Source organism: Spirillospora sp. NPDC052269 (assembly GCF_040679435.1).
In the GTDB taxonomy this organism is placed as follows: Bacteria; Actinomycetota; Actinomycetes; order Streptosporangiales; family Streptosporangiaceae; genus Spirillospora.
Genome location: NZ_JBFAUU010000015.1, coordinates 112,960 through 133,229, shown reverse-complemented (window position 1 = coordinate 133,229; position 20,270 = coordinate 112,960). Strand labels below are relative to the sequence as shown.

18 protein-coding genes are annotated in these 20,270 nt (G+C 74.4%); 7 read left to right on the top strand and 11 right to left on the bottom strand.

The features are described 5' to 3' along the window. The first annotated feature begins 111 nt into the window (after positions 1-111). Positions 112-957, top strand: coding sequence for a M24 family metallopeptidase (locus AB0L06_RS30085; RefSeq protein ID WP_500234485.1), 846 nt, complete (start codon positions 112-114; stop codon positions 955-957). Then, positions 954-2,747 carry an SDR family oxidoreductase gene (locus AB0L06_RS30080; RefSeq protein ID WP_500234484.1) on the top strand — a complete coding sequence of 598 codons (1,794 nt, stop codon included), beginning with the start codon at positions 954-956 and terminating at the stop codon, positions 2,745-2,747. Before AB0L06_RS30085 ends, AB0L06_RS30080 begins: the two co-directional genes overlap by 4 nt. Here the strand turns inward: AB0L06_RS30080 and AB0L06_RS30075 are convergent. Next, complete coding sequence (locus AB0L06_RS30075) at positions 2,744-4,702, bottom strand: AfsR/SARP family transcriptional regulator (protein WP_500234483.1); 1,959 nt, start codon at positions 4,700-4,702, stop codon at positions 2,744-2,746. The two genes, AB0L06_RS30080 and AB0L06_RS30075, sit on opposite strands and share 4 nt — an antisense overlap. Before the next feature lie 344 nt (positions 4,703-5,046). Here AB0L06_RS30075 and AB0L06_RS30070 point away from each other — a divergent pair, with 344 nt between their 5' ends. Both AB0L06_RS30070 and AB0L06_RS30065 read left to right on the top strand, forming a co-directional pair. Next, complete coding sequence (locus AB0L06_RS30070; protein WP_500234482.1) at positions 5,047-6,480, top strand: phenylacetate--CoA ligase family protein; 1,434 nt, start codon at positions 5,047-5,049, stop codon at positions 6,478-6,480. Beyond that, positions 6,477-7,346, top strand: coding sequence for a hypothetical protein (locus AB0L06_RS30065; RefSeq protein ID WP_500234481.1), 870 nt, complete (start codon positions 6,477-6,479; stop codon positions 7,344-7,346). The genes AB0L06_RS30070 and AB0L06_RS30065 overlap by 4 nt, the downstream gene beginning before the upstream one ends. 15 nt (positions 7,347-7,361) lie before the next feature. Here the strand turns inward: AB0L06_RS30065 and AB0L06_RS30060 are convergent, their stop codons facing one another. From AB0L06_RS30060 to AB0L06_RS30040, 5 genes are read right to left on the bottom strand one after another with little or no spacing between them, the layout of a single operon-like run. Next, positions 7,362-8,528 (bottom strand): ABC transporter ATP-binding protein, encoded by a 1,167-nt coding sequence (locus AB0L06_RS30060; protein WP_500234480.1) that lies wholly within the window; start codon positions 8,526-8,528, stop codon positions 7,362-7,364. Between the two features lie 12 nt (positions 8,529-8,540). Then, positions 8,541-9,365 carry a carbohydrate ABC transporter permease gene (locus AB0L06_RS30055; RefSeq protein ID WP_500234479.1) on the bottom strand — a complete coding sequence of 275 codons (825 nt, stop codon included), beginning with the start codon at positions 9,363-9,365 and terminating at the stop codon, positions 8,541-8,543. Continuing rightward, the gene (locus tag AB0L06_RS30050) at positions 9,365-10,258 is read right to left on the bottom strand and encodes a carbohydrate ABC transporter permease (protein WP_500234478.1); all 894 of its coding nucleotides are present in this window, start codon (positions 10,256-10,258) and stop codon (positions 9,365-9,367) included. Before AB0L06_RS30050 ends, AB0L06_RS30055 begins: the two co-directional genes overlap by 1 nt. Continuing rightward, a complete protein-coding gene (locus AB0L06_RS30045) occupies positions 10,255-11,517 on the bottom strand; it encodes an ABC transporter substrate-binding protein (RefSeq protein ID WP_500234477.1) in 1,263 nt (420 codons plus the stop codon). Before AB0L06_RS30045 ends, AB0L06_RS30050 begins: the two co-directional genes overlap by 4 nt. Next, on the bottom strand, positions 11,517-12,836 hold the full coding sequence (locus AB0L06_RS30040) for an NAD(P)/FAD-dependent oxidoreductase (RefSeq protein ID WP_500234476.1): 1,320 nt from the start codon (positions 12,834-12,836) through the stop codon (positions 11,517-11,519). Before AB0L06_RS30040 ends, AB0L06_RS30045 begins: the two co-directional genes overlap by 1 nt. Before the next feature lie 260 nt (positions 12,837-13,096). Between AB0L06_RS30040 and AB0L06_RS30035 the strand changes: the two genes are divergently transcribed. Beyond that, positions 13,097-13,534 (top strand): CBS domain-containing protein, encoded by a 438-nt coding sequence (locus AB0L06_RS30035; protein WP_500234475.1) that lies wholly within the window; start codon positions 13,097-13,099, stop codon positions 13,532-13,534. A 102-nt stretch (positions 13,535-13,636) separates the two neighbouring features. On the opposite strand, the gene yczR is transcribed toward AB0L06_RS30035, so the two are convergent. After that, positions 13,637-15,127: a MocR-like transcription factor YczR gene (gene yczR / locus AB0L06_RS30030; protein WP_500234474.1), complete on the bottom strand. Its 1,491-nt coding sequence runs from the start codon at positions 15,125-15,127 to the stop codon at positions 13,637-13,639. 42 nt (positions 15,128-15,169) lie between these two features. Between yczR and yczE the strand changes: the two genes are divergently transcribed. Beyond that, positions 15,170-15,811: a membrane protein YczE gene (gene yczE / locus AB0L06_RS30025; RefSeq protein WP_500234473.1), complete on the top strand. Its 642-nt coding sequence runs from the start codon at positions 15,170-15,172 to the stop codon at positions 15,809-15,811. Between the two features lie 99 nt (positions 15,812-15,910). Here the strand turns inward: yczE and AB0L06_RS30020 are convergent, their stop codons facing one another. The 3 genes from AB0L06_RS30020 to AB0L06_RS30010 all read right to left on the bottom strand — a co-directional run bounded on the left by AB0L06_RS30020 (position 15,911) and on the right by AB0L06_RS30010 (position 18,806). Next, positions 15,911-16,819: a hypothetical protein gene (locus AB0L06_RS30020; RefSeq protein WP_500234472.1), complete on the bottom strand. Its 909-nt coding sequence runs from the start codon at positions 16,817-16,819 to the stop codon at positions 15,911-15,913. After that, the gene (locus AB0L06_RS30015) at positions 16,816-17,835 is read right to left on the bottom strand and encodes a S66 peptidase family protein (RefSeq protein WP_500234471.1); all 1,020 of its coding nucleotides are present in this window, start codon (positions 17,833-17,835) and stop codon (positions 16,816-16,818) included. Before AB0L06_RS30015 ends, AB0L06_RS30020 begins: the two co-directional genes overlap by 4 nt. Positions 17,836-17,948: 113 nt before the next feature. Further along, entirely contained in the window at positions 17,949-18,806 is an 858-nt protein-coding gene (locus AB0L06_RS30010) for an SIR2 family NAD-dependent protein deacylase (RefSeq protein ID WP_500234470.1), read from the bottom strand. Positions 18,807-18,960: 154 nt separating this feature from the next. Here AB0L06_RS30010 and AB0L06_RS30005 point away from each other — a divergent pair, with 154 nt between their 5' ends. Next, complete coding sequence (locus AB0L06_RS30005) at positions 18,961-19,938, top strand: sulfotransferase family protein (RefSeq protein WP_500234469.1); 978 nt, start codon at positions 18,961-18,963, stop codon at positions 19,936-19,938. 115 nt (positions 19,939-20,053) lie between these two features. Here the strand turns inward: AB0L06_RS30005 and AB0L06_RS30000 are convergent, their stop codons facing one another. After that, positions 20,054-20,203 (bottom strand): hypothetical protein, encoded by a 150-nt coding sequence (locus AB0L06_RS30000; RefSeq protein WP_500234468.1) that lies wholly within the window; start codon positions 20,201-20,203, stop codon positions 20,054-20,056. Positions 20,204-20,270 lie beyond the last annotated feature (67 nt).

Below are 20,270 nucleotides of genomic sequence, written 5' to 3'. Positions count from 1 at the left end.
ACGCGCCTCCGGGTCGGCCCGCAAGGTCGGCCCGGACGGTCGGGCGTCCGTGGCGCGGGTCACCTGCGGGCCGACTTGACCGGGGACTCGTCCGCGCGCTTAATTAACACCGTGTCCAATAATGTCACGCTCGCCCGCACCGACAACGCGGCGGAGCTTGAGCGGTTCCGGGAGATCCAGCGCCTGTGCTACCAGTGCGCCGACGAGGTGGCGGCCACGCTCGAGCCGGGCGTGACCGAACGCGAGGCGTGCCGCCGCATGCGGCGCTGGCTGCTCGACCACGGCGTGGACGACTGGCTGCACACCCCGTTCGCCTGGTTCGGCGACCGCACCGCCTTCCAGGGGTTCAAGGTGCCGACCCAGTTCCTGCCGAGCGGGAGGCGGCTCGAGGAGGGGATGCCGTACATCCTCGACATGGCCCCGGTGAAGCAGGGCTTCTCCGCCGACATCGGGTACGGGGGCGTGCTCGGCGAGAACCGGATCTGGGAGGCCCTGGACGCCGACCTCGCCGAGTACCGGGCGCTCATCGTGGGGCTGGTGCGCGAGCGGCGGACGTTCGCCGACATCTACGCCGAGGTGGACGCCCTGATCGACCGCCAGGGCTACCAGAACCGGCACAGGAAGTACCCGGGACGCGTCATCGGACACCAGGTCGGGATCATCGGCGGACCGCTGCCGAAGGGCGTCGGGTTCCCGTTCGGGGTCCGGTTCCTGCAGACCATCGGCCGCGAGCTGGTCAAGGAGCGGCTCGAGGGCCGCTCGCCGCTGTGGAACGGCGCCAAGGGGTCCCAGCACCCGCCGACGCCCGGCCTCTGGGCGGTCGAGCCCCACATCGGGTTCCGCGGCGTCGGGGTGAAGTTCGAGGAGCTCCTCGTGGTCACCGGGGACGACGCGTTCTGGCTCGACGACGACCTCCCCCACGTCCACCGCTGGGCCGCACGAAAGGCTGCCTCATGACCTCCCCGCACACCCCGGAGACGACCACGAACGCGAGCGGGGTCCGGCGGCGCCGGGTCCGGGGCGACGGCGTCGACCTGGCCGTCTACGAGCAGGGCGACCCGGGCCGTCCGACCGTCCTGCTGATGCACGGCTACCCGGACACGCACGCGGTCTGGGACGAGGTGGCCGGACGGCTCGCCGAGCGGTACCACGTCGTCCGGTACGACGTGCGCGGCGCGGGGGCCTCGTCGCGGCCGTTCGGGAAGCGCCACTACGCCTTCTCCTACCTCATGGCCGACATGCGGGCCGTCCTCGACGCGACCGCGCCGGAGCGGAAGGTGCACCTGGTCGGGCACGACTGGGGGTCCATCCAGGGGTGGGAGGCCGCCTGCACGATGCGGGACCGGTTCGCCTCGTTCACCTCGATCTCCGGGCCCTGCCTGGACCACGTCGCCCACTGGACGCGCCACAACCTGCGCCGTCCGACGCCGCGGAACGTGCGGCACGGACTCGGGCAGGCCGCCCGGTCCTGGTACATCTACTTCTTCCAGACGCCGCTGCTGCCCGAGATCGTGTGGCGGGCGGGGATGGGCGGGCCGTTCGCGAAGGCGCTGGAGGTCGGCGAGGGCGTCGCGTCCCGGGACGGGCACCCGGCGCGGACGCTGCCGCGCGACGGCGCCGCCGGCGTCGGCCTGTACCGGGCGAACATGCTGCGGCGCATGCGCGCCCCGCTCGACCGCCGGACGGACGTCCCGACGCAGGTCATCGTCCCGACCAAGGACCTGTTCGTGTCGCCGCACCTGGTCGGCGGGCTCGGCGACCGCGTCCCGGACCTGTCGCTGCGGACGATCACCGCCGGGCACTGGGTGGTCCGCAGCCACCCGGAGGTGATCGCGCGCTGGATCGGCGAGCACATCACCGGCACGACCGGCGGCGCGCTGACCGCCGCCGAGTCCCGCGCGCTGCGCCGGGCCCGGGTCGCGCCGGACCGGCGTCCGTTCGAGGGCTCGCTCGTGGTGGTGACCGGCGCGGGCAGCGGCATCGGCCGGGCGACCGCGCTGGCGTTCGCCGAGCGCGGCGCGGAGGTCGTCGCCGCCGACCTGGACCCGGCGTCCGCGCAGCGCACCGCCGAGCTGGCGCGCCTGCTCGGCCCGGACGCGCACGCCTTCCAGGTGGACGTGGCGGACGCGGACGCGATGGAGGACTTCGCCAAGACCGTCCTGCACGACCACGGCGTCCCCGAGGTGGTCGTCAACAACGCCGGGATCGGCATGGCGGGCGGGTTCCTCGACCACACGCCGGACGACTGGAAGCGCGTCCTGGACGTCAACCTGTGGGGCGTCGTCCACGGGACGCGCCTGTTCGCGGGGCAGATGGCCGAGCGCGGGCAGGGCGGCCACATCGTGAACACGGCCTCGGCGGCCGCGTTCACGCCGTCCCGAACGCTGCCCGCCTACGCCACCAGCAAGGCGGCGGTGCTGATGCTCAGCGAGTGCCTGCGCGCCGAGCTGGCGGGCCGGGGCATCGGCGTCACCGCCATCTGCCCCGGCGTCGTCAACACCAACATCACCAGGACGTCCCGGTTCGTCGGGCGGGACGCGGCGGCGCAGGAGCACGACCGCAAGCGGGCGTCCCGCGCCTACGCGCTGCGCAACTACGGCCCGGACCGGGTCGCCGAGCAGGTCGTCCGGGCCGTGCTGAAGGACCGCGCGGTCGTCCCGGTGACGCCCGAGGCGCACGTGAGCCGCCTGGTCTCCCGCCTGTCACCCGGCATGATGCGCCTCCTCGCCCGCATCGACGTCGGCTAGCCCGCACACTGCTCGGGCACGTTCCCGGACATGCGTCCGCGCGCGTGCTCGGGCCCCTGCCCGGGAGCGTGCCCGGGCCGCGTGTCCGAAGGCGTGCTCCGGTACGCCTCCGGATGCGCGCTCGGACGCAGGTAGGGATACGTGCTCGAGCGCGGGCCGGACGCGCAGTCCGTCCCGGGTCCGCACGCGTACTGCGCGGCGTGCTCGAAGGCGTACTCGAGCGCGTAGAGGCGCAGCAGCTCGGGGAAGCGGTAGGCGTCGTGGCCGTCGGGGTCGTACCCGGCGAACTCGACCAGACCCGCCCCGAGCAGCTCGTCGATGACGTCCTCGGCGCGTTCCAGGGTCATCCGCAGCTCGGCCGCGGCCTCGGTGGCGCAGAACCGGATGCGCCGCGTGCCGAGGACGGCGAAGGCCCGCCGGACCGGGGCCGGCAGCGCCGGCAGCGCGGCCGCCAGCACGCGGCGCAGGTCCAGGTCCGCGGCGCGCAGTTCGTCCAGGCGGCGGGGCGCGTCGCGGAGCCGGGTGGCGAACCGCCCGATCTGGCCGTGCGGACGCAGCGCCAGGCGGGTCCCGGCGATCCGCAGCGCGAGCGGCAGGCGGCCGCAGAGCTCGGCGATCTCGGCCACGGCCTCCGGCTCCGCCTGCGCGCGGTTCCGGCCGACGACCCGGGCGAGCAGCTCGTGCGCCGACACCGCCGGGAGCGGCCGCAGCAGGATCCGACGCGGCCCGGGCAGGCCGGGCAGCGGGCCGCGCGCTGTGACCAGCGCGGCGCAGCCGGGCGCCTGCGGCAGCAGCGGGCGGACCGCCGCCTCCCCCTCGGCGTTGTCCAGCACGACCAGGACCCGCCGCCCGGACAGCGCGTCGAGGTACCGGTCGGCGCGCTCCTCCCGCGCGTCCGGGACGTCGGGGACGCCGAGCAGCCGCAGGAGCCGGGCCAGCGCGCGCGCCGGGTCGCCGCCGTGCTCGCGCAGGTCCACGTGGACGCAGCCGTCCGGGAACGCGCCGCCCAGCAGGTGGGCCAGCCGCACGGCGAGCGCGGACTTCCCGGTGCCCGGCGCTCCGGAGATCGCGCAGAGGGTCGGACGGTCGTCCTGCGCGCCCTCGGCGAACACCCGGGAGACGAGGGCGATCTCGGTCTCCCGGCCGGTGAAGTCGGCCAGGTCGGGGGGCAGCCGCAGGGCGTGCTCGGTCGTGCCCTGCGGGACCGCGGCCCGGACGGGCGGGTCGAGCGCCGGGTCCTCGGTGTGGATGGCCCGCTCCAGGGCGCGCAGCCGCGCGCCGGGGTCGAGCCCGACCTCCTCGCGCAGCAGCCGCCCGCCGTCCCGGAACACCTCGAGCGCCTCGGACTGGCGGCCGCACCGGTACAGGGCGATCATGAGCTGCCCGCGCATCCGCTCGCGCAGCGGATGCCGCTCGACCTGCGCCAGGATCTCCCCCACCAGCTCGGCGTGGCGGCCCTCCGCCAGTTCGGCGTCGAAGCACTCCTCCAGGGCGGCCAGCCGGCGCTCCTCCAGGGCGGGCGCGGCCCGCCGGACGAAGTCGTGGGCGGCTCCGCCGAGGGGCTCGCCGTGCCACAGCGCGAGGGCGTCCCGCAGGAGCGCCGCCGCGTCCGCCGTGCGGCCCGCGGCGGACGCGGCCCGCGCCAGCTCGGTGCTCCGGACGAAGACCTCCAGGTCGACGCCGCCCGGCTCGGCGACCACGATGTACCCCGAGCCCCGGCGGACGATCGTCCCCGCCCCAAGGACGCGGCGCAGCGCCGAGACATGCTGCCTGACCTGCGCGCGAGCGGTCTCCGGTGGCACCGCCCACAACACCTGGACCAGCGAGTCGTCCGAGACGACCCGGCCGGGCTCCAGCAGCAGCGCCGCCAGCAGCGCCCGCCGCAGCGCCCCGCCGATCGGCAGCGACACGTCGCCGTCGCACGCCTCCACGGGCCCGAGCACACAGAACTTCATCGAACCGTCCCCTCGCCACCCTCCGGCCGTGGCCCGCCCGTCCCGGGCCCCTGCGCCGAATACAAGATCAATAAAGAGTGCGATAGCCGCCGCGTCAAGCGTTCCCCGCACGATGAAGTCGTTCGGGCCGACCGGTCCGGACGACCTGAGTGAAAGGAGGCCGCCATGGCCGCCGTTAAGAGTGCCGCCAAGCAGGTTCGCTACGTGACCGGCGCGATGACCGCCGTCTTCTTCGGTACCTGCGGCACCTCCTGATCCAACTCTCACCCGGGCGTGCGGGGAGGGGTCACCCTCCCCGCACGCCCGGCCCCTTTCCAGGCAGCGGCGACCCCGCGGAGGCTGAAGTGCTGGAGACCGGTGTCCGACAGGTCCGGGTGGCGATGGCGATGGTGTTCGGCCGGCGGATGAGCCCCCGGCTGGTGGAGCGGCTGGTGGACGACGCGCTCGCCACGCTCCACGAGTTCGGCTCGCCCGGCGACGACGTCGAGCAGCTCGTGGACGGGCCGTTCAGCGACCCGGACGAGCGCCGTGACCTCCAGACCCGGGCGCTGCGGCGCACCGCCCGGCGGCTCGCCGGCAGGTCGGCGTTCTACCGCGAGCGGTTCGCGGCGGCCGGGGTGGACCCGGCGGCGCTGACCCTCGAGTCGCTGCGCTCGATCCCGGTGACCGTCAAGGACGACCTGGTCACCCGGGCCGCGGACATGATGTGCGCGGCCCCCTACATCAGCACGCAGACCACCGGGACGACCGGCACGCCCACCCGGGTGTGGCTGTCCCGCTACGAGCTCGAGCTCTGGCCCGCGCTGATCGCGCTGGCGATGCTGCTGCGCGGCGAGGTGCGGCCGGGCGACTGCATGCAGATCAACGTCAGCTCGCGCGCGACCGCCGCCGTCCAGGAGGACCTGGAGATGCTGCGGCTGTCGAACGCGTCGGCGCGGGTCGTCGGGCAGGTCCCCCCGGACGAGTCGATCGACCACCTGCTGGACCGGGCGGGCGGGATCCCCACGCTCCTCGGCGCCTATCCGAGCTACCTCGGGCAGCTCGTCACGGCGGCCCGGCGGCGCGGCCTCGGCCCGGACGACTTCGAGCTGCGGGCGCTGTTCGTCGGCGGCGAGGTGCTGTCGCCGCACCTGGCCGAGGCGGCGCGCGACACCTTCGGCGTCCGGCAGATCCACGACACCTACGGCGTGACCGAGCTGCTCCCGGCGGGCGGCCGGAGCTGCGAGGGCGGCCACCTGCACCTCGACCTGAACATGGGCTATGCCGAGGTCGAGCGGCTGGACGCCGACGAGCCCGCCGAGGTCGGCGAGCTGGGCACGCTCGTCGTCACGCCGTTCTACCCGTACCGCGAGTGCATGCCCGTGCTGCGCTACGACACCCGCGACGTGGTCCGCGTGCTGCCGGACGAGCTGGACTGCGAGCTGGCGGGCGTCCCGGCCGTCTCGAAGATCCTCGGCAAGGAGAGCCGGCTGCTGCGCACCCGGGACGGAATCGTCACGCAGCGGGACGTGGTCGAGGCGCTGGACGGGCTGCCGGGCGTCGAGTGGCCCGTCCGGCACCAGGCCCGGGTCTCGGGCGACGGCCGCCTCCACCTCACGGTCGCGGCGCGCGGACCGTCCCCGTCGGACGTGGTGAAGGCGTTCGCCGACCGCGATCTCGACGTCACCGCCGAGATCGTCGAACTCGACGAGGACGAGGCCCGGCTGTTCCACCCGCTGCGCTGCGACCTGCGCGAGGAGACCTTCACCGCCGCGCCCGCCCCGAAGGAGACCGTGTGAGCACCGGCCAGCAGATCTACTTCACCGGCGTCACCCTCGCCTTCGCGCTGGCCGTCCCGGCGGGCGCGGTGCTGTACTTCCGGCGCGTCCGGGTGCCGCGTCCGCCGGTCGGGACGTTCAACGGCCGCGACATCGTGGTCATGATGGGCTTCGTCCTGGCGTTGCCGTTCGTGTATCTGGCGCTGCCCGGCGGGGTGCTCCCGGTGGTGCTGGCTCTGGTGTTCTCGGGTGGCCTGACCGTCGGCTACCAGCCGATCGTGGGCCGGACGCCGCTGCGCTGGGCGCTGATCCTCGCGCTGCTCGGCGTCGACCTCGCCGGACACCAGCTGCTCGGTTCGGACTCCCCGGTGTACTGGTCGGCCAACAGCGCGATCGTCGGTCTGATCGTCGTGTCCGCGACGAACCTGAACATCCAGGGCGGCATGCGGTTGCGGCACATCGCGTGGTTCGTGCTGGCGCTCGCCGTGTACGACCTGACGTTCGCGACCGCGATCCCGCTGACGCAGGAGCTGGTCGAGGCGATCCAGGGCTACCCGTTCGCGCCGTCCGCGGGCCTGCGGATCGGCGACCACTCCGCCGTGATCGGCATGGGCGACCTGCTGGCGTACTCGCTGTACACCACGGGGGCCTACAAGGCGTACGGACGGTCCGGCCTCCGCCTGGCGATCGTGCTGCTCGCGGTGTTCGGCGCGATCCTGCCGACGGTCGCCCCGCCCGTCCTGGATGCGCTGACCGGCCACCGGCCCGACCTGATCCCCGCGCAGGTGCTGTTCGGCCCGGCCGCGTTCGCCGGATACCTCGCGCTGCGGCGGCGCGGGCCCGAGCGCCGGATGGTGGAGCTCCCCGCGCTTCCGGCCCTCGCCTGATCCGCGCTTCCGGGCTCAGACCGCGTTCGTCAGGTTCAGGCCGCTGTCCGGGTCGAACAGGTGGAGCGCGGACGGGTCGAAGGTGAGCACGACGTCCTCGCCCTCCCGGGCGGGCGACTTCGGGTCGAGGTGCGCGACGAGCTGCGCGCGCGCCTCGCCCGAACCGTCCGAGAACGCCTCGGCGAGGTGCTCGGACCGGATCGCGCCCGCCTCGTCCAGCGCGATGTGGGCCAGCTTCTCCGACCCGAGCGACTCCAGGATGTCGACGTGCCCGGTGAACGTGTGGGCCGGCCCGTCCGGGCGGACGAGCCGGGCGTCGTCGAACGCCTCGGGACGCAGGCCCAGGATGAGCTCCTCGGGCGCGTCGCGATCGGCCAGGACGCGCCGCGTGGCGCTCGTGAGCGGGACGTCCCCGATGATCGTCCTCAGATGGCCGCCGGTCACCTCGCAGGGCAGGAAGTTCATCGACGGCGAGCCGATGAACCCCGCGACGAACAGGTTGCGCGGGTGCTCGTACAGCTCCTGGGGCGGTCCGATCTGCTGGAGGACGCCCCGGCGCATCAGGACGATACGGTCGCCGAGCGTCATCGCCTCGGTCTGGTCGTGGGTGACGTACACCGTGGTCGTGCCGAGCCGCTTCTGCAGCCGCGAGATCATCGTGCGCATCTGGACGCGCAGCCGGGCGTCCAGGTTGGACAGCGGCTCGTCCATCAGGAACGCCTTCGGGTCGCGGACGATCGCGCGGCCCATCGCGACCCGCTGCCGCTGCCCGCCGGACAGATTGGCGGGCTTGCGGTCGAGCAGCTCCCCGAGGTCGAGCAGCCGCGCGGCCTCGTCGATCCGCCGCCCGGCCTCGGCCTTGGCGGTCTTCGCCAGGCGCAGCGGGAACCCGATGTTCTCCCGGACGGTCATGTGCGGGTACAGGGCGTACGACTGGAACACCATCGCGATGTCGCGGTCGCGCGGCGCGCGCTCGTTCACCCGCGTCCCGTCGATGCGCAGCTCGCCGTCGGTGATGTCCTCCAGCCCGGCGATCATGTTGAGCGTGGTGGACTTCCCGCAGCCGGACGGCCCGACCAGGATGATGAACTCGCCGTCGGCGATGGTCAGGTCGAACCGTTCCACCGCCAGGGTGCCGTCCGGGTACCGCTTGGTCAGCCCGGCCAGGACGATCTCAGCCACCGCCCACCCTCCTCATCCCTTCACCGCCCCGGACGTCAGCCCGGACACGATCCGCCGCTGGAACGCCAGCACGAACACCACGATCGGGATCGTGATCACCACGGCCGCCGCCGCGATCGACCCGGTCGGGTCCTCGAACTGCGACGAGCCGGTGAAGTAGGAGATCGTGGCGGGCGCGGTGCGGGCCGCGTTCGACGAGGTCAGCGAGATCGAGAACAGGAAGTCGTTCCAGCACAGGATGAACGCCAGGATCGCGGTGGTCACCACGCCGGGCAGCGCCAGCGGCACGATCACCAGCCGGAACGCCTGGAACGGGGACGCGCCGTCCATGGTGGCGGCCTTCTCCAGGTCCCATGGGATCTCCCGGAAGAACGTCGAGAGCGTGTAGATGGTCAGCGGCAGCGCGAAGGTCACGTACGGGACGATCAGCCCGGGCCAGGTGTTGAACAGCCCGAGCCGCCGCTCGATCTCGAACAGCGGCGTGACCAGCGAGATCTGCGGGAACATCGAGATCAGCAGGGACAGCCCGAGCACCGCGTTCCGGCCGGGGAACCGCAGCCGGGCCACCGCGTAGGCGGCCATCGTGCCGAGCGCGATCGCGATCGCCGTGGAGATCAGGCCGATCCCGATCGAGTTCACCAGGCCGCGCACGAAGTCGTCGTTCCGGAAGATTCCGGCGTAGTTCGACCACGTCCATTTGGTCGGCCAGAACGTCCCCGCGCTGACGGTGGACGGCTCCTTGAACGACAGCGACGCGATCCACGCGACCGGGACCAGCGCGTACACGAGGACGAGCAGGTCGAGCAGGGCCCACCTGGCGCGCGCGTTCCCGCCCATCAGCGCCCCCGGTCCTGCCCCGGCGCGGACGCGCCGAGCAGCTTGACGAACACCACCGGCACCACGGCCACGCCGAGGAAGACCAGCACCGACATCGTCGAGCCGATGCCGAGGTTCAGCCCGGAGACCAGGTTGTGGTAGGCGATGATCGACACCGACGAGGTGCGCTGCGCGCCGTTGGTCAGCACGTAGATGTCGTCGAAGATCCGCACCGCGTCCAGGATCCGGAACAGCAGCGCGGCGAGGATCGTCGGCGCCATCAGCGGCAGGACGACCAGCCGGAACCGCTGCCACGCGGACGCGCCGTCCATCGCGGCCGCCTTCAGGGTGTCCTCGGGGACCAGCGCCAGGCCCGCCATGAGCAGCAGCGACATGAACGGCGTGGTCTTCCAGACCTCCGCGAGGATGATGATGCCGAGGGCGGGCCAGCGCTCGGTCAGCGGCGCGCTGCCGGCGGGCAGGAACCCGGCGAGCCACCCGGTTCCGGGCGTCCAGGCGTACTTCCAGCCGTAGGCGGCGGCGACCGTCACGATGCCGTACGGGATCAGCACCGCCGCCCTCACCAGGCCCCGGGCGACCAGCGTCCGGTACATCACCAGCGCGATCGCCATCCCGAGGACGAGCTCGATGGCCACGCTGACCACCGTGACCAGCACCGTCACCCCGACCGCGTTCCACCAGAACGCGCTGGTCAGGACGGTCCCGTAGTTCGCCAGGCCGATCCACGCCTTCCGGTCCGGGAAGCGCAGGTCGTAGCGCTGGAGCGAGAGCAGCACCGAGTACACGACGGGCCAGCCGGTGACCAGCAGCATCACCAGCCCGGCCGGGGCGCACAGCCACCAGCCGAGTCTGCGCTCGTCCCGGGCCCCCTGGCTCGCCGTCCGCCCGATCACGGCAGCACCCCCCTGCTGCGCAGCGCGTCCCCGATGAGCGAGCGCAGCGTGCGCAGGGTCCGCGGCGGGTCGATGGAGCGGGGCGGCGACAGCGTCACGGCCGTCACCGTCGAGACGTTCTGGTAGGTCGGCGTCTTCGGACGCGGCGCGGCGGTGCGCAGCGCCTCCTCGATCGTCTGCCGCATCGGGTACGCCTTGGCCATCCCGGGCGCTCCGTACACGGCCTCGATCGTGGGCGGCAGGCCGTCCTCGACGGCGGCGACGCGCTGGCTCTCCGGGTCGCGCAGGCACAGCGCCGCGCGGAAGGCCGCCCGCGGATGCCGCGAGTACCGGCTGACCGCGAAGTTCGCGCCGCCGAGCGGGGACCGTCCCGTGCCGTCTATGCCCGGGTACGGCGCCCAGCGGAAGCGCGCGGCCATCGCCGGACGGTTCGCCACCATCGACGCGTAGACGAACGGCCAGTTGATCTCGTAGGCGCCGCGCCCGGCCTCGACCGCGAGCCGCGCGTCGTCCTCCCGCGTGTTGGACAGCGACGGGTCGGCGGCCTTGGACCGGGCGAACGCGCGCATCACCCTCAGCGCCTCGAGTGCGGGCGGGCCGAGCGCGACGTGCTCGCCGCCGGGCGTCAGGATGCTCCCGCCCGCGGACGCGACCAGGCTGTTGAACCAGACCACCAGGCCCTCGTACTGCGCGCCGGTGACCTCGCCGTACGCGGGTCTCCCCTCCCGGGCCAGGCGCGCGGACTCGGCCATCAGCCCCGTCCACGTGCGCGGCGGGCTCGGGATGAGGTCGGACCGGTACCAGAGCAGCTGGACATTGGTGTTGTACGGCGCCGCGTAGAGCCTCCCGTGCCACAGCGCGGTGTCGAGCGGCGCCGCCAGGGTGCCCTGCCGGGCCCGCGCGGCGTCCGCCCCGGTCCACTCGCGGATCCAGCCCGCCTCGGCGAGCTCGGCCGTCCAGGTGACGTCGAGGCCGAGCACGTCCAGGCCGGTGTCCCCGGCCGCGAGCCGCCGGACGAGCTGCTCGCGCTGGTCGTCCGCGCCGCGCGGCAGCGTGTTGAGCCGGATCCGGTACGCGCCGCCCGCGATCCCGTTGCAGCGCCGCACGATCTGCGCCAGGTGCTCCTGCGGCGCGTTGTACAGGTCCACGGCCGGCGGCCCGGACGTCCCGGACCCGCAGCCCGCCAGCACCCCGCCGACCAGCACCCCGCCCGCGGCGGCGCGCGCGCCACCGCGGGCGGGCGTCGGCCGGTTCCGCATCAGACCGTCGCGGCGGCGGCGACCGTGTGGCCGAGGTCGACGGCGGTGTTCGTGCGCGCGTCCATGAACCCCATCCGGATCAGGTCGTCCCCGGCGACGGCGTGCAGGCTCCACTGGGCCAGGACGCGCGCCTTGGCGCGGTACCCGGGGAGGGTCGACAGGTGGTAGCCGCGCGTGACGGCCTGCGCGAGCGGCCCGGTGAGGCTCAGCCCGAGCGGCCGCGCGACCGCCTGCGTGCCGCCGAGGTCCACGACCATGCCGAGGTCGCGGTGCGAGTACCGGCGGACCGGCCGGCCGTGCAGGCCCGCCGCGATGTTGGCGGCGGCGACCCGCGCCTGCCGGGTGGCGTGCTGGGCGGTCGGCGGGCAGACCGCGCCGCCGCCCTTCGCCAGGTCCGGGACGGCGGCGGCGTCACCGAGCGCGATCACCTCGGGGAAGCCCGCGAGCCGCAGGTCCGCGCCGACCACCAGGCGGCCCTTCTCGGTGGGCGCGTCCAGGGTGGCGACGACCGGCGACGGCTTCACCCCGGCCGTCCAGATCAGGGTGCGGCACGGGAGCGTCCGGCCGTCGGTGAGCCGCGCGGAGTGCGCGTCGAGCCTCTCGAGGCTGACCCCGAGCCGGACGTCCACGCCGCGCCGGCGCAGCGTCCGCATCGCCACCTCGCCGAGCCGTTCTCCCAGCTCGGGCAGCAGGTTGGGCGCGATGTCCAGCAGTGTCCAGGACAGCAGGGCCGGGTCGAGCCGCGGGAAGCGGCTGAGCGCCTTGTAGGTGAGCAGCTGGAGGTTCGCGGTGGTCTCGACGCCGGAGTAGCCGCCGCCGACCACGATGAAGCCCAGCCGCGCGGCCCGCTCCTCCGGGTCGTGGGTCGCCGCCGCCAGCTCCAGCTGCGCGATCACGTGGTCGCGCAGGTAGACGGCCTCGGCGAGGTTCTTCATCCCGTGCCCGTACTCCTTCAGCCCGGGGATGTCGAAGGTGCGGGTGACGCTGCCCGGGCAGAGCACGAGCCGGTCGTAGCGCAGCGTGGTCCGGTCGCCGTCGATCTTGCTGACGGTGACCGTCCGCTCGCGCAGGTCCACGCCGAGGGCGGTGCCGGGGACGATCCGGGTGCGGTGCAGCAGCCGGTGCAGCGGCCCGGCGAGCGCCCGCGGGTCCAGCGTCCCGGACGCGACCTCGGGCAGCAGCGGCTGGTAGAGCGTGTAGCCGAACGGCGCGACGAGCGAGATCGCGGCCTCGGCTGGGCGGAGCGTCCGCTCCAGGCGGCGCGCGGTGCCGTACCCGGCGAACCCGCCGCCCACGATCACGATGCGGGGAACGGTCACGGCGACTCCCTTCGGCCCATAGTCGCTGCGGCCCGTCCCCATCCTGGACGCTCCGCAACAGATCACCCACTCTAAGTAACTCTCCGGAACGGGGAACACACCGGGGTCGCCACATGGCGTTCCTCCCGTTTCAACGACATTTGTCGTAGCCGATTCGTCAGGCTTTGCCCTCCAGGGGTTCCCTCCCCCGCGCCCGGCGTGCGACCTTGGGCGAAAGCCCCTCACCGCCAACCCTGCACCGAACCCCCGGAGCGTGTGAGATGCGTATACGCGACATCCTTCGAAGGAAGGGCAGCACGGTGGCCACCGTCCGGCCGGACGCCACCGTGCGCGACCTGCTGACCGTCCTCGCCGAGCACAACATCGGCGCGGCCGTCGTCTCGCCGGACGGCGCGGCCATCGCCGGCATCGCCTCCGAGCGCGACATCGTCCGGCGGCTGAACGAGCACGGCGCCGACCTGCTCGACCGCCCGGTCTCGGCGATCATGACCGGACGGGTCAGGACCGTGACGCCCGACACGGCCGTGGAAGATCTGCGCCAGACCATGACCGAGCACCGCATCCGGCACGTCCCGGTGCTGGAGGACGACCGGCTCGCCGGGATCGTCAGCATCGGCGACGTGGTCAAGAGCGCGATCGACGAACTGGAGGACGAGCGCGAGCACCTGGTCGGCTACATCCGCCGCGTCGGCTCCTGACCAGAGACCCCTGACCACCGTCCCGATCACCGATCACCGATCACCGATCCCCGGCCGCCCCGGCGCGCCCCGCGGGCCACATCCCATGGCCCGCCGCGCGCCCTAGACCAGGACGCGGAGCGGACGGGCGGGCGGGGCGTCGCGCAGGTCCTCGCGGGCCAGGGCGAGTCGCGCCACGGCCTCCCGCAGCGTCGCGGGCGGCAGCACGAACGGCAGCCGCAACCGGTCCTCGAGGACGCCGTCGGCGCCGAACACCGGCCCGGAGACGACCCGGACGCCGCGCCGGGCCCCGGCGTCGGCGAGCCGTGTCGCGACGGGGCCGCCGACCCCCACCCACAGCGACATGCCGCCGGGCGGCACCCGGAACGTCCAGTCGGGCAGCCGCTCGCGCAGGGCGCCGACCAGGGCGTCCCGGCTCGCGGCCAGCGCGGTGGTCCGCTCGGCGCGCACCTCGTCCGCGCGCAGCAGCAGCTCCCGGGCGATGAGCTGGTCCAGCACCGGGCTCGCCATGTCCACCGCCTCGCGGGCGATCGCGACCCGGCGCGCGACCGGCGCGCTGGCCCGGATCCAGCCGATCCGCAGGCCGCCCCACGCCAGCTTGGACATCGAGCCGATGCTGATCACGCGGCCGTCCCGGTCGTAGGCGGAGACCGGGAGCGGCTCCGGCGCCGCCGGGTCGAGCGCGAGGCCCACGAACGTCTCGTCCACCACCAGCAGCGCGTCGGCCGAGCGCGCGGCCGACACCAGGGCGGCCCGGTCGTCGTCGGCCATCAGCGCGCCGGTCGGGTTCTGGAAGTCGGGGATCAGGTAGCCGAGCCGGACGGCGGCCTGCCGCATCGCCCCGGCGAGCAGCTCGAGGTCCCAGCCCGCGCCGACGCCGACCGGGACGAGCCGGGCGCCCCGGCGGCGCAGCGCGTCCAGCGCGTTCGGGTAGGCGGGACGCTCGACCAGCACGCCGTCCCCCGGTGACATGAACATCTCCAGCAGCATGCCGAACGCCTGCTGCGCGCCGTTCGTCACGATGATCTGGTCGGGATGCGTGGGGACGCCACGCTCGGCGTACCCGGCGGCGATCACCTCGCGCAGCTCGGGCAGCCCGGCCGGGTCGTAGCCGGGGCCGCCGTAGTGCCGCGGCAGGGCCGCGACCGCGGCCTCCACCGACTCGTGGAAGATCGCCGGGACGGCCGGGGCCGCGCACCCGAGGTCGATGAACCCGCCCCCGGGCTCGGGCGCGTGCGCCATCCCGAAGCGCGGCACGACCGCCCCGGACGCGGCGGGCGGCGGAGCCAGCGAACCGCTGGTCGGGAGGGTCGTCCAGCTGCCCGCGCCCTGCCGGCTCTCCACGTACCCCTCCGAGCGCAGCCGGTCGTAGGCGGCGGTCACGGTCGTGCGGCTGACGCCGAGCGCGCCGGCCAGGTCGCGTTCGGCGGGCAGCCGGGTGCGGAGCGCGAGCCGCCCGTCCTGGACGAGGCCGCGCACCGCGCGCGCGAGCCCCGAGTACAGCGGCCGCTCGCGCGGCACCTCGCCCAGCAGCCGGGCCAGCTGCAGTCCACTCACGTACCGCGTTCCGCTCATAAGGCCACTTTTCCACATTGGCCCTATAGTCACCAGTCCACTTGCTTCACCATGACTGATATGAACGGACTGGCCTTGACGCTTCGCCGACTCACCCAGCTCTACGTCGGACTGGCCCTTTACGGCTTCGGGATCGCCCTCCAGGTGGCCTCCGGCCTGGGCAACGACCCGTGGGACGTGTTCCACCAGGGCCTCGCGCGCCAGTTCGGACTGTCCCTCGGCGCCTGGATCATCATCGCCGGGGCCGTGGTCATGCTCGCCTGGATCCCCCTGCGGCAGCGTCCCGGCCTCGGCACGATCAGCAACGTCGTGCTGGTCGGGGCGTTCGCCGACCTCGGCCTCTGGCTGCTCCCCCACCCGGACGGCACGGCCCTGCGCTGGACGTACCTGATCGCCGCGATCCTGATCGGCGGCTTCGCCACGGGCTGCTACATCGGCGCGGGGCACGGCCCCGGCCCGCGCGACGGCCTGATGACCGGACTGGCCTCCAAGGGCGTCCCGATCCGGGTGGCGCGCACCGGCATCGAGCTGACCGTCCTGCTGACCGGCTGGCTGCTCGGCGGCACCGTCGGGATCGGAACGCTCCTGTACGCCGTCCTGATCGGCCCGATCTGCCACTGGACGGTCCCCGCCCTCGCGATCAAGCTCCCCGGGCGCGAGCAGCCCGCCAAGGAGCCCGGCCTCGACCCGGTCCCCGCCTGACCCCGAGGACTCCCCCGCGATAGCAGAACAGCCCGGAGCTCAGGTCATGGGCTCCGGGCTGTTCTGTTCCGCTGATCGTGACCGTTCCGCTGATCGCGCCTAGAGCGGCTCGGCGCGCGCGCTGCGGGACGCCGGGCCGACGACGGCCGCCGCGAACCCCTCGGGCAGCACGACCGTGCCGTCCTGGTACCGCAGGTCGAGCCGGTCCATCTGGCCCGCCCGCCACCAGTACACGTGCGGGCTGAGCGAACCCGGCCCCTCGTCGTAGGCGTTCCGGGCGTGCGAGTGCAACTCGTGCGCGGCGGTGGCGGCGGCCCGGTACCGGATGCGGGGCGACGGATCCGACGACCGCAGCGGGTGGACGACCGTCAGGCTGCGGTTCGGGACGGTCACCAGCGCGCCCTGCGCGCCGATGTGCAGGTACTCCTCCAGCCACGCCAGGTGGGTCGCGGTGTAGGCCGTCCAGCCGGACAGGACCGCCACCCGCACCTGGCCGAGGTCGTGCTCGTCCACCCGGAGCGGGCCGTCCGCGCGGACGTTGGCCCGGCCGAGCATGAACAGCGCGTCGCCGGAGACCGGCCAGCCGCCCGCCTCCTGGCTGGTGACCGTCCGGACGGCGGTCGGGGTGTCCACGACCACGGCCTCGATCAGGCCCGGCGCGAACGGCCGGGCGGCCAGGCCGCCGATGTCGGCCGCGCTCTGGTACAGCCGGGTACGCAGGAGGTGCTGGGCCAGGTCGAAGTCCGCCAGGTCCAGCGGCTCCTCCAGCGCCGTGGTGAGCGTGGTGATGTGGTCCGACACGAGCGCGGGCCAGTCGTCGCGCGGGATCAGCCGGGCGATCTGCCGCAGGTCCCGCATCCCGACGTGCATCCGGGTCGGGCCCTCCAGCAGCATGACCTCGCCCGACACCGCGTGGCAGGAGTAGCCGAGGGTCTCGGCGACCAGGACCACCAGCGAGTCGAGCGTGCCGTCGGCCGCGGGGTCGGGCAGGGGGTGCCGTCCGGTCATCCGAGACCTCCGAGGAGGTGGCGGGCGCCGGTGTCCAGGACGGCCGGCGCGCCGAGTTCGAGGGTGAGCTGGCGCGGGCCGTGCCCGGCGGGCAGCCCCGCCAGCACCGGCACGCCCAGGGGGGCGAGGCGGGCCGCGAGCACGGCCTCGGCCTCGGCGGGGTCTCCGCAGTCGTGGAACGAGCCGAGCGCGATCCCCGCCACACCGTCCAGCCAGCCCGACTGGATCAGCTGGGTGAGCATCCGGTCGAGCCGGTAGGGCTCCTCGGAGACGTCCTCCAGGAAGACGATCCCCCCGGCGGCCGGGGGCGGGGCGTCGGGGGTGCCGAGCAGCGCGGTCAGCAGCGAGAGCGTGCCGCCGGTCAGCGGGCCCTCGGCGCGGCCGTCCCGGATCACCGAGGTCCCGGCCGCTTCGATCGTTCCACTACCGAACAGCGCGGCGCGCAGGCCCGCCACGGCGCCCTCGCCGTCCTCGTCCGGGCCCGGCCCGGCGATGATCTGGGACGCGGCCATGGGCCCGAAGGACGTGGTGACGCCGAGCCGCGCGCCGAACGCGGAGTGCAGCGCGGTGATGTCGCTGGACCCGTGCAGGATCTTCGGCTCCGGGCCCGTCGCGGCGGAGGCGAGCGCCGCCCAGTCGAGGTGGTCCAGCAGGCGGGTCGCGCCGTAGCCTCCCCGCGCGCACAGCACGGCCCGCACGGACGGGTCGCACCAGGCGTCGGCCAGGTCGGCGGCGCGGGCGGCGTCGGTCCCGGCGAGCCGGTACCAGTCGTCCCGGACCGCGCCGGCCTCGCTCAGATTGGCGGCGTCCAGGGTGTGCTTGCCCACCATGACGTCCAGATCGAGACCGCGCAGGACCTCGCACCCGGCCGCGAGGCGGTCCGGATCCAGCCGGCCGCTGGGGGCGATGACCGCCACCCGGTCCCCCGGACGGAGCCTGACGTGCCTGCGGGGCCGGGAACCGGGCCGGCCGTCACGGCCGTCCGGTTCCGTCTCGTGAGCGCCCCCGCTGCTCAACCCGTTCCCTCCTCGCACCGCGATCCCTAGAGCTTGTCAGCAGATGTCGTCCGATGGAAGGGGCCTCTGGTCACGACGTGCCAACGGTTCGTGACCGGTCCCCGGCACCCGCCTCAGCCGGCGGGACCGCCCGCCCGGCCGTCCATCGGGCCGTCCGGCGGACCGCCCGCCGGGCCGTCCGGGTCGTCGCCGGTGACGGCGGCGACCAGGCGGGGCAGCGCCTCCCCGATCGGGTCGCGGACGACCACGTCCGCCATCGGGTCGTACGGGGTGGGCTCGGCGTTCACGATCACCAGCCGGCCGCCGTTGTCGACCGCCTCGCCGCACAGTCCGGCGGCGGGGTGGACGGTCAGCGAGGTGCCCACGGCCAGCAGCAGGTCACAGGAGCGGGCGGCGGCGACCGACGCGTCCAGGACGTCCTCCCGGAGCGCCTGGCCGAACGAGATCGTCGCGGACTTCTGGATGCCGCCGCACTCGGGGCACGGCGGGTCCTCCTCGCCGGCCTCGACCCGCGCCAGCACCTCCCGCATCGGGGTGCGCAGGCCGCAGGACAGGCACTCGGCCTCCAGCATCGTGCCGTGGATCTCCAGCACCAGCGCCGGGTCGGATCCGGCCCGCTGGTGCAGGCCGTCGATGTTCTGGGTGACCAGGCCGTGCAGCCGCCCGGCGCGCTCCAGCGCGACCAGGGCCGCGTGCCCGGTGTTGGGCCGGGCCTCCCACGCGGGGTTGTCCAGCCGGGCCCGCCAGGCGCGGCGGCGCACCTCGGGGTCGGAGATGTAGGCCCCGATGGTGGACATCGCGGCGGCGGCCGGGTCCTTGGTCCACACGCCCTGCGGGCCCCGGAAATCCGGGATCCCGCTGTCGGTGCTGATCCCGGCCCCGGTGAGCACGGTGATCCGCCGGGCCGCGGCCATCAGCGCCCCGGCGCGCTCCACGTCGCCGGAACCGGGCCCGGGGGGTGCTGCTGCCATGCCACCAGCCTAGGGCCGGACCGCCCCGCTTCCGACCGTCTCGCCCGTCCGGCCCGGTCCGTGGGGGAATCGCGCCGCCGGGCGAAACACGCGGGCGCCGCTCTGGGCGTGGCGGACCGGAGAGGGCCCGCGGAGTGAGAAACTGAGGACACGTATGAGGTCGACGCCGCACATCCTGGTGATCAACGGGACCAAGGTCCGCCGCCCCGTGTTCATCCTCGGATCCCCCCAGTCTGGCGCGGACGTGCTCGCCCGCGCCGTCAAGCGTTCCGCCGGGTTCCACCTGACCGCGGGCCGCCCGAACGTGCTGCGCCTGGTCTACGCCTACGCCCGGCGCCCGTCGATCGCGACGGGACGCGGGGTCGGGGCCGCCCGGGTGCTGCGCGACGCCTACGCCGAGAGCTGGCAGATCACGCCCGGCGGCTGCCGGGACTGCCCCGCCGAGTGCCGGGCGCTGGCGGGCCTGCCGCCCGTCCCGCCCCGGGCCGCCGGCCGGTTCCGTCCGGACGCGGGCCGCCCGGCCGAGGAGCCGTGCGTCGAGGCGCGCGGCGTGGAGCGGTTCGCCGACGCCACGCCCGACCTGCTGTACAGCGCCGACGTGCTGCTGGACGCCTTCCCCGACGCCCAGCTCGTCCAGGTGATCAGGGACGGCCGGGACGTGGTCGCCGACATGCTCGCCGACGACGGCTGCCTGGGCTGGTTCCGGCCGGGCCTGTCGAACCTGGACGAGGTGTTCCCCAACCCGTTCCTCGGGGTCGAGGAGGAGTCCGAGCGCCGCCGCTGGCCGAGCGCGGCCCTGGCCGTGAAGTGCGCGCTGCGCTGGCGCGGCTCGGTGCGGCTGTCGGCGCGGCTGCGCGCCCAGGTCCCCGAGGACCAGCTGCACACCATCCGGTTCGAGGACCTGGCGGCCCAGCCCCGGCAGGTGGCCCGGGCCGTCTCGGAGTTCCTGGAGGCGCCGCTGTCGCCGGGTGTGATGGCCGGGCTCGTCCGGTCGGGCGCCCCGGCCGACCCCGCCGACCCCGAGCGCCGCGTCGGGATCTGGCACGACCGCCTCACCCCGCGCCAGGTCGTCCAGGTCGAGCGGATCGCGGGCAACGAGCTGCACCGCCTCGGCTACCGTCTCAGCGACTGATCGCCCCGGTCCGGCCCCCGCCCGCCCTCCGACGGATCGGCGAGCGGGCGGGCGGTGTCAGCGGGCCGGTCCCAGTGAGCAGGTGTCAGCGGGCCCGGGTGTCAGTGAGCGGATGTCAGCGGGACGGGGCGCGGCGGACGTCGCGACGCAGCTCGGGACCGAGCCAGCCGATCGCCACGCCCGCCGCGCCGAGCCCCACCAGGAGCACCGTGTACCGGCCCGTGCCGGTGCGGACGAGCCGGTCCGGGCGGATCTCCACGCGCATGATCATCTCCTCGGCCCTCGCGAGTGCGGGCGCCCATCGTGGTGCGCGGACATGGCCGCCGGATGGC

Bases quoted from the DNA above. Each gene is read 5' to 3' on its own strand.
- AB0L06_RS30080 (WP_500234484.1), top strand. From the start codon at position 954: ATGACCTCCCCGCACACCCCGGAGACGACCACGAACGCGAGCGGGGTC.
- AB0L06_RS30075 (WP_500234483.1), bottom strand. From the start codon at position 4,702: ATGAAGTTCTGTGTGCTCGGGCCCGTGGAGGCGTGCGACGGCGACGTG.
- AB0L06_RS30055 (WP_500234479.1), bottom strand. From the start codon at position 9,365: ATGGGCGGGAACGCGCGCGCCAGGTGGGCCCTGCTCGACCTGCTCGTC.
- AB0L06_RS30045 (WP_500234477.1), bottom strand. From the start codon at position 11,517: ATGCGGAACCGGCCGACGCCCGCCCGCGGTGGCGCGCGCGCCGCCGCG.
- AB0L06_RS30035 (WP_500234475.1), top strand. From the start codon at position 13,097: ATGCGTATACGCGACATCCTTCGAAGGAAGGGCAGCACGGTGGCCACC.
- yczR (WP_500234474.1), bottom strand. From the start codon at position 15,127: ATGTGGAAAAGTGGCCTTATGAGCGGAACGCGGTACGTGAGTGGACTG.
- yczE (WP_500234473.1), top strand. From the start codon at position 15,170: ATGAACGGACTGGCCTTGACGCTTCGCCGACTCACCCAGCTCTACGTC.
- AB0L06_RS30020 (WP_500234472.1), bottom strand. From the start codon at position 16,819: ATGACCGGACGGCACCCCCTGCCCGACCCCGCGGCCGACGGCACGCTC.
- AB0L06_RS30010 (WP_500234470.1), bottom strand. From the start codon at position 18,806: ATGGCAGCAGCACCCCCCGGGCCCGGTTCCGGCGACGTGGAGCGCGCC.
- AB0L06_RS30005 (WP_500234469.1), top strand. From the start codon at position 18,961: ATGAGGTCGACGCCGCACATCCTGGTGATCAACGGGACCAAGGTCCGC.
- AB0L06_RS30000 (WP_500234468.1), bottom strand. From the start codon at position 20,203: ATGCGCGTGGAGATCCGCCCGGACCGGCTCGTCCGCACCGGCACGGGC.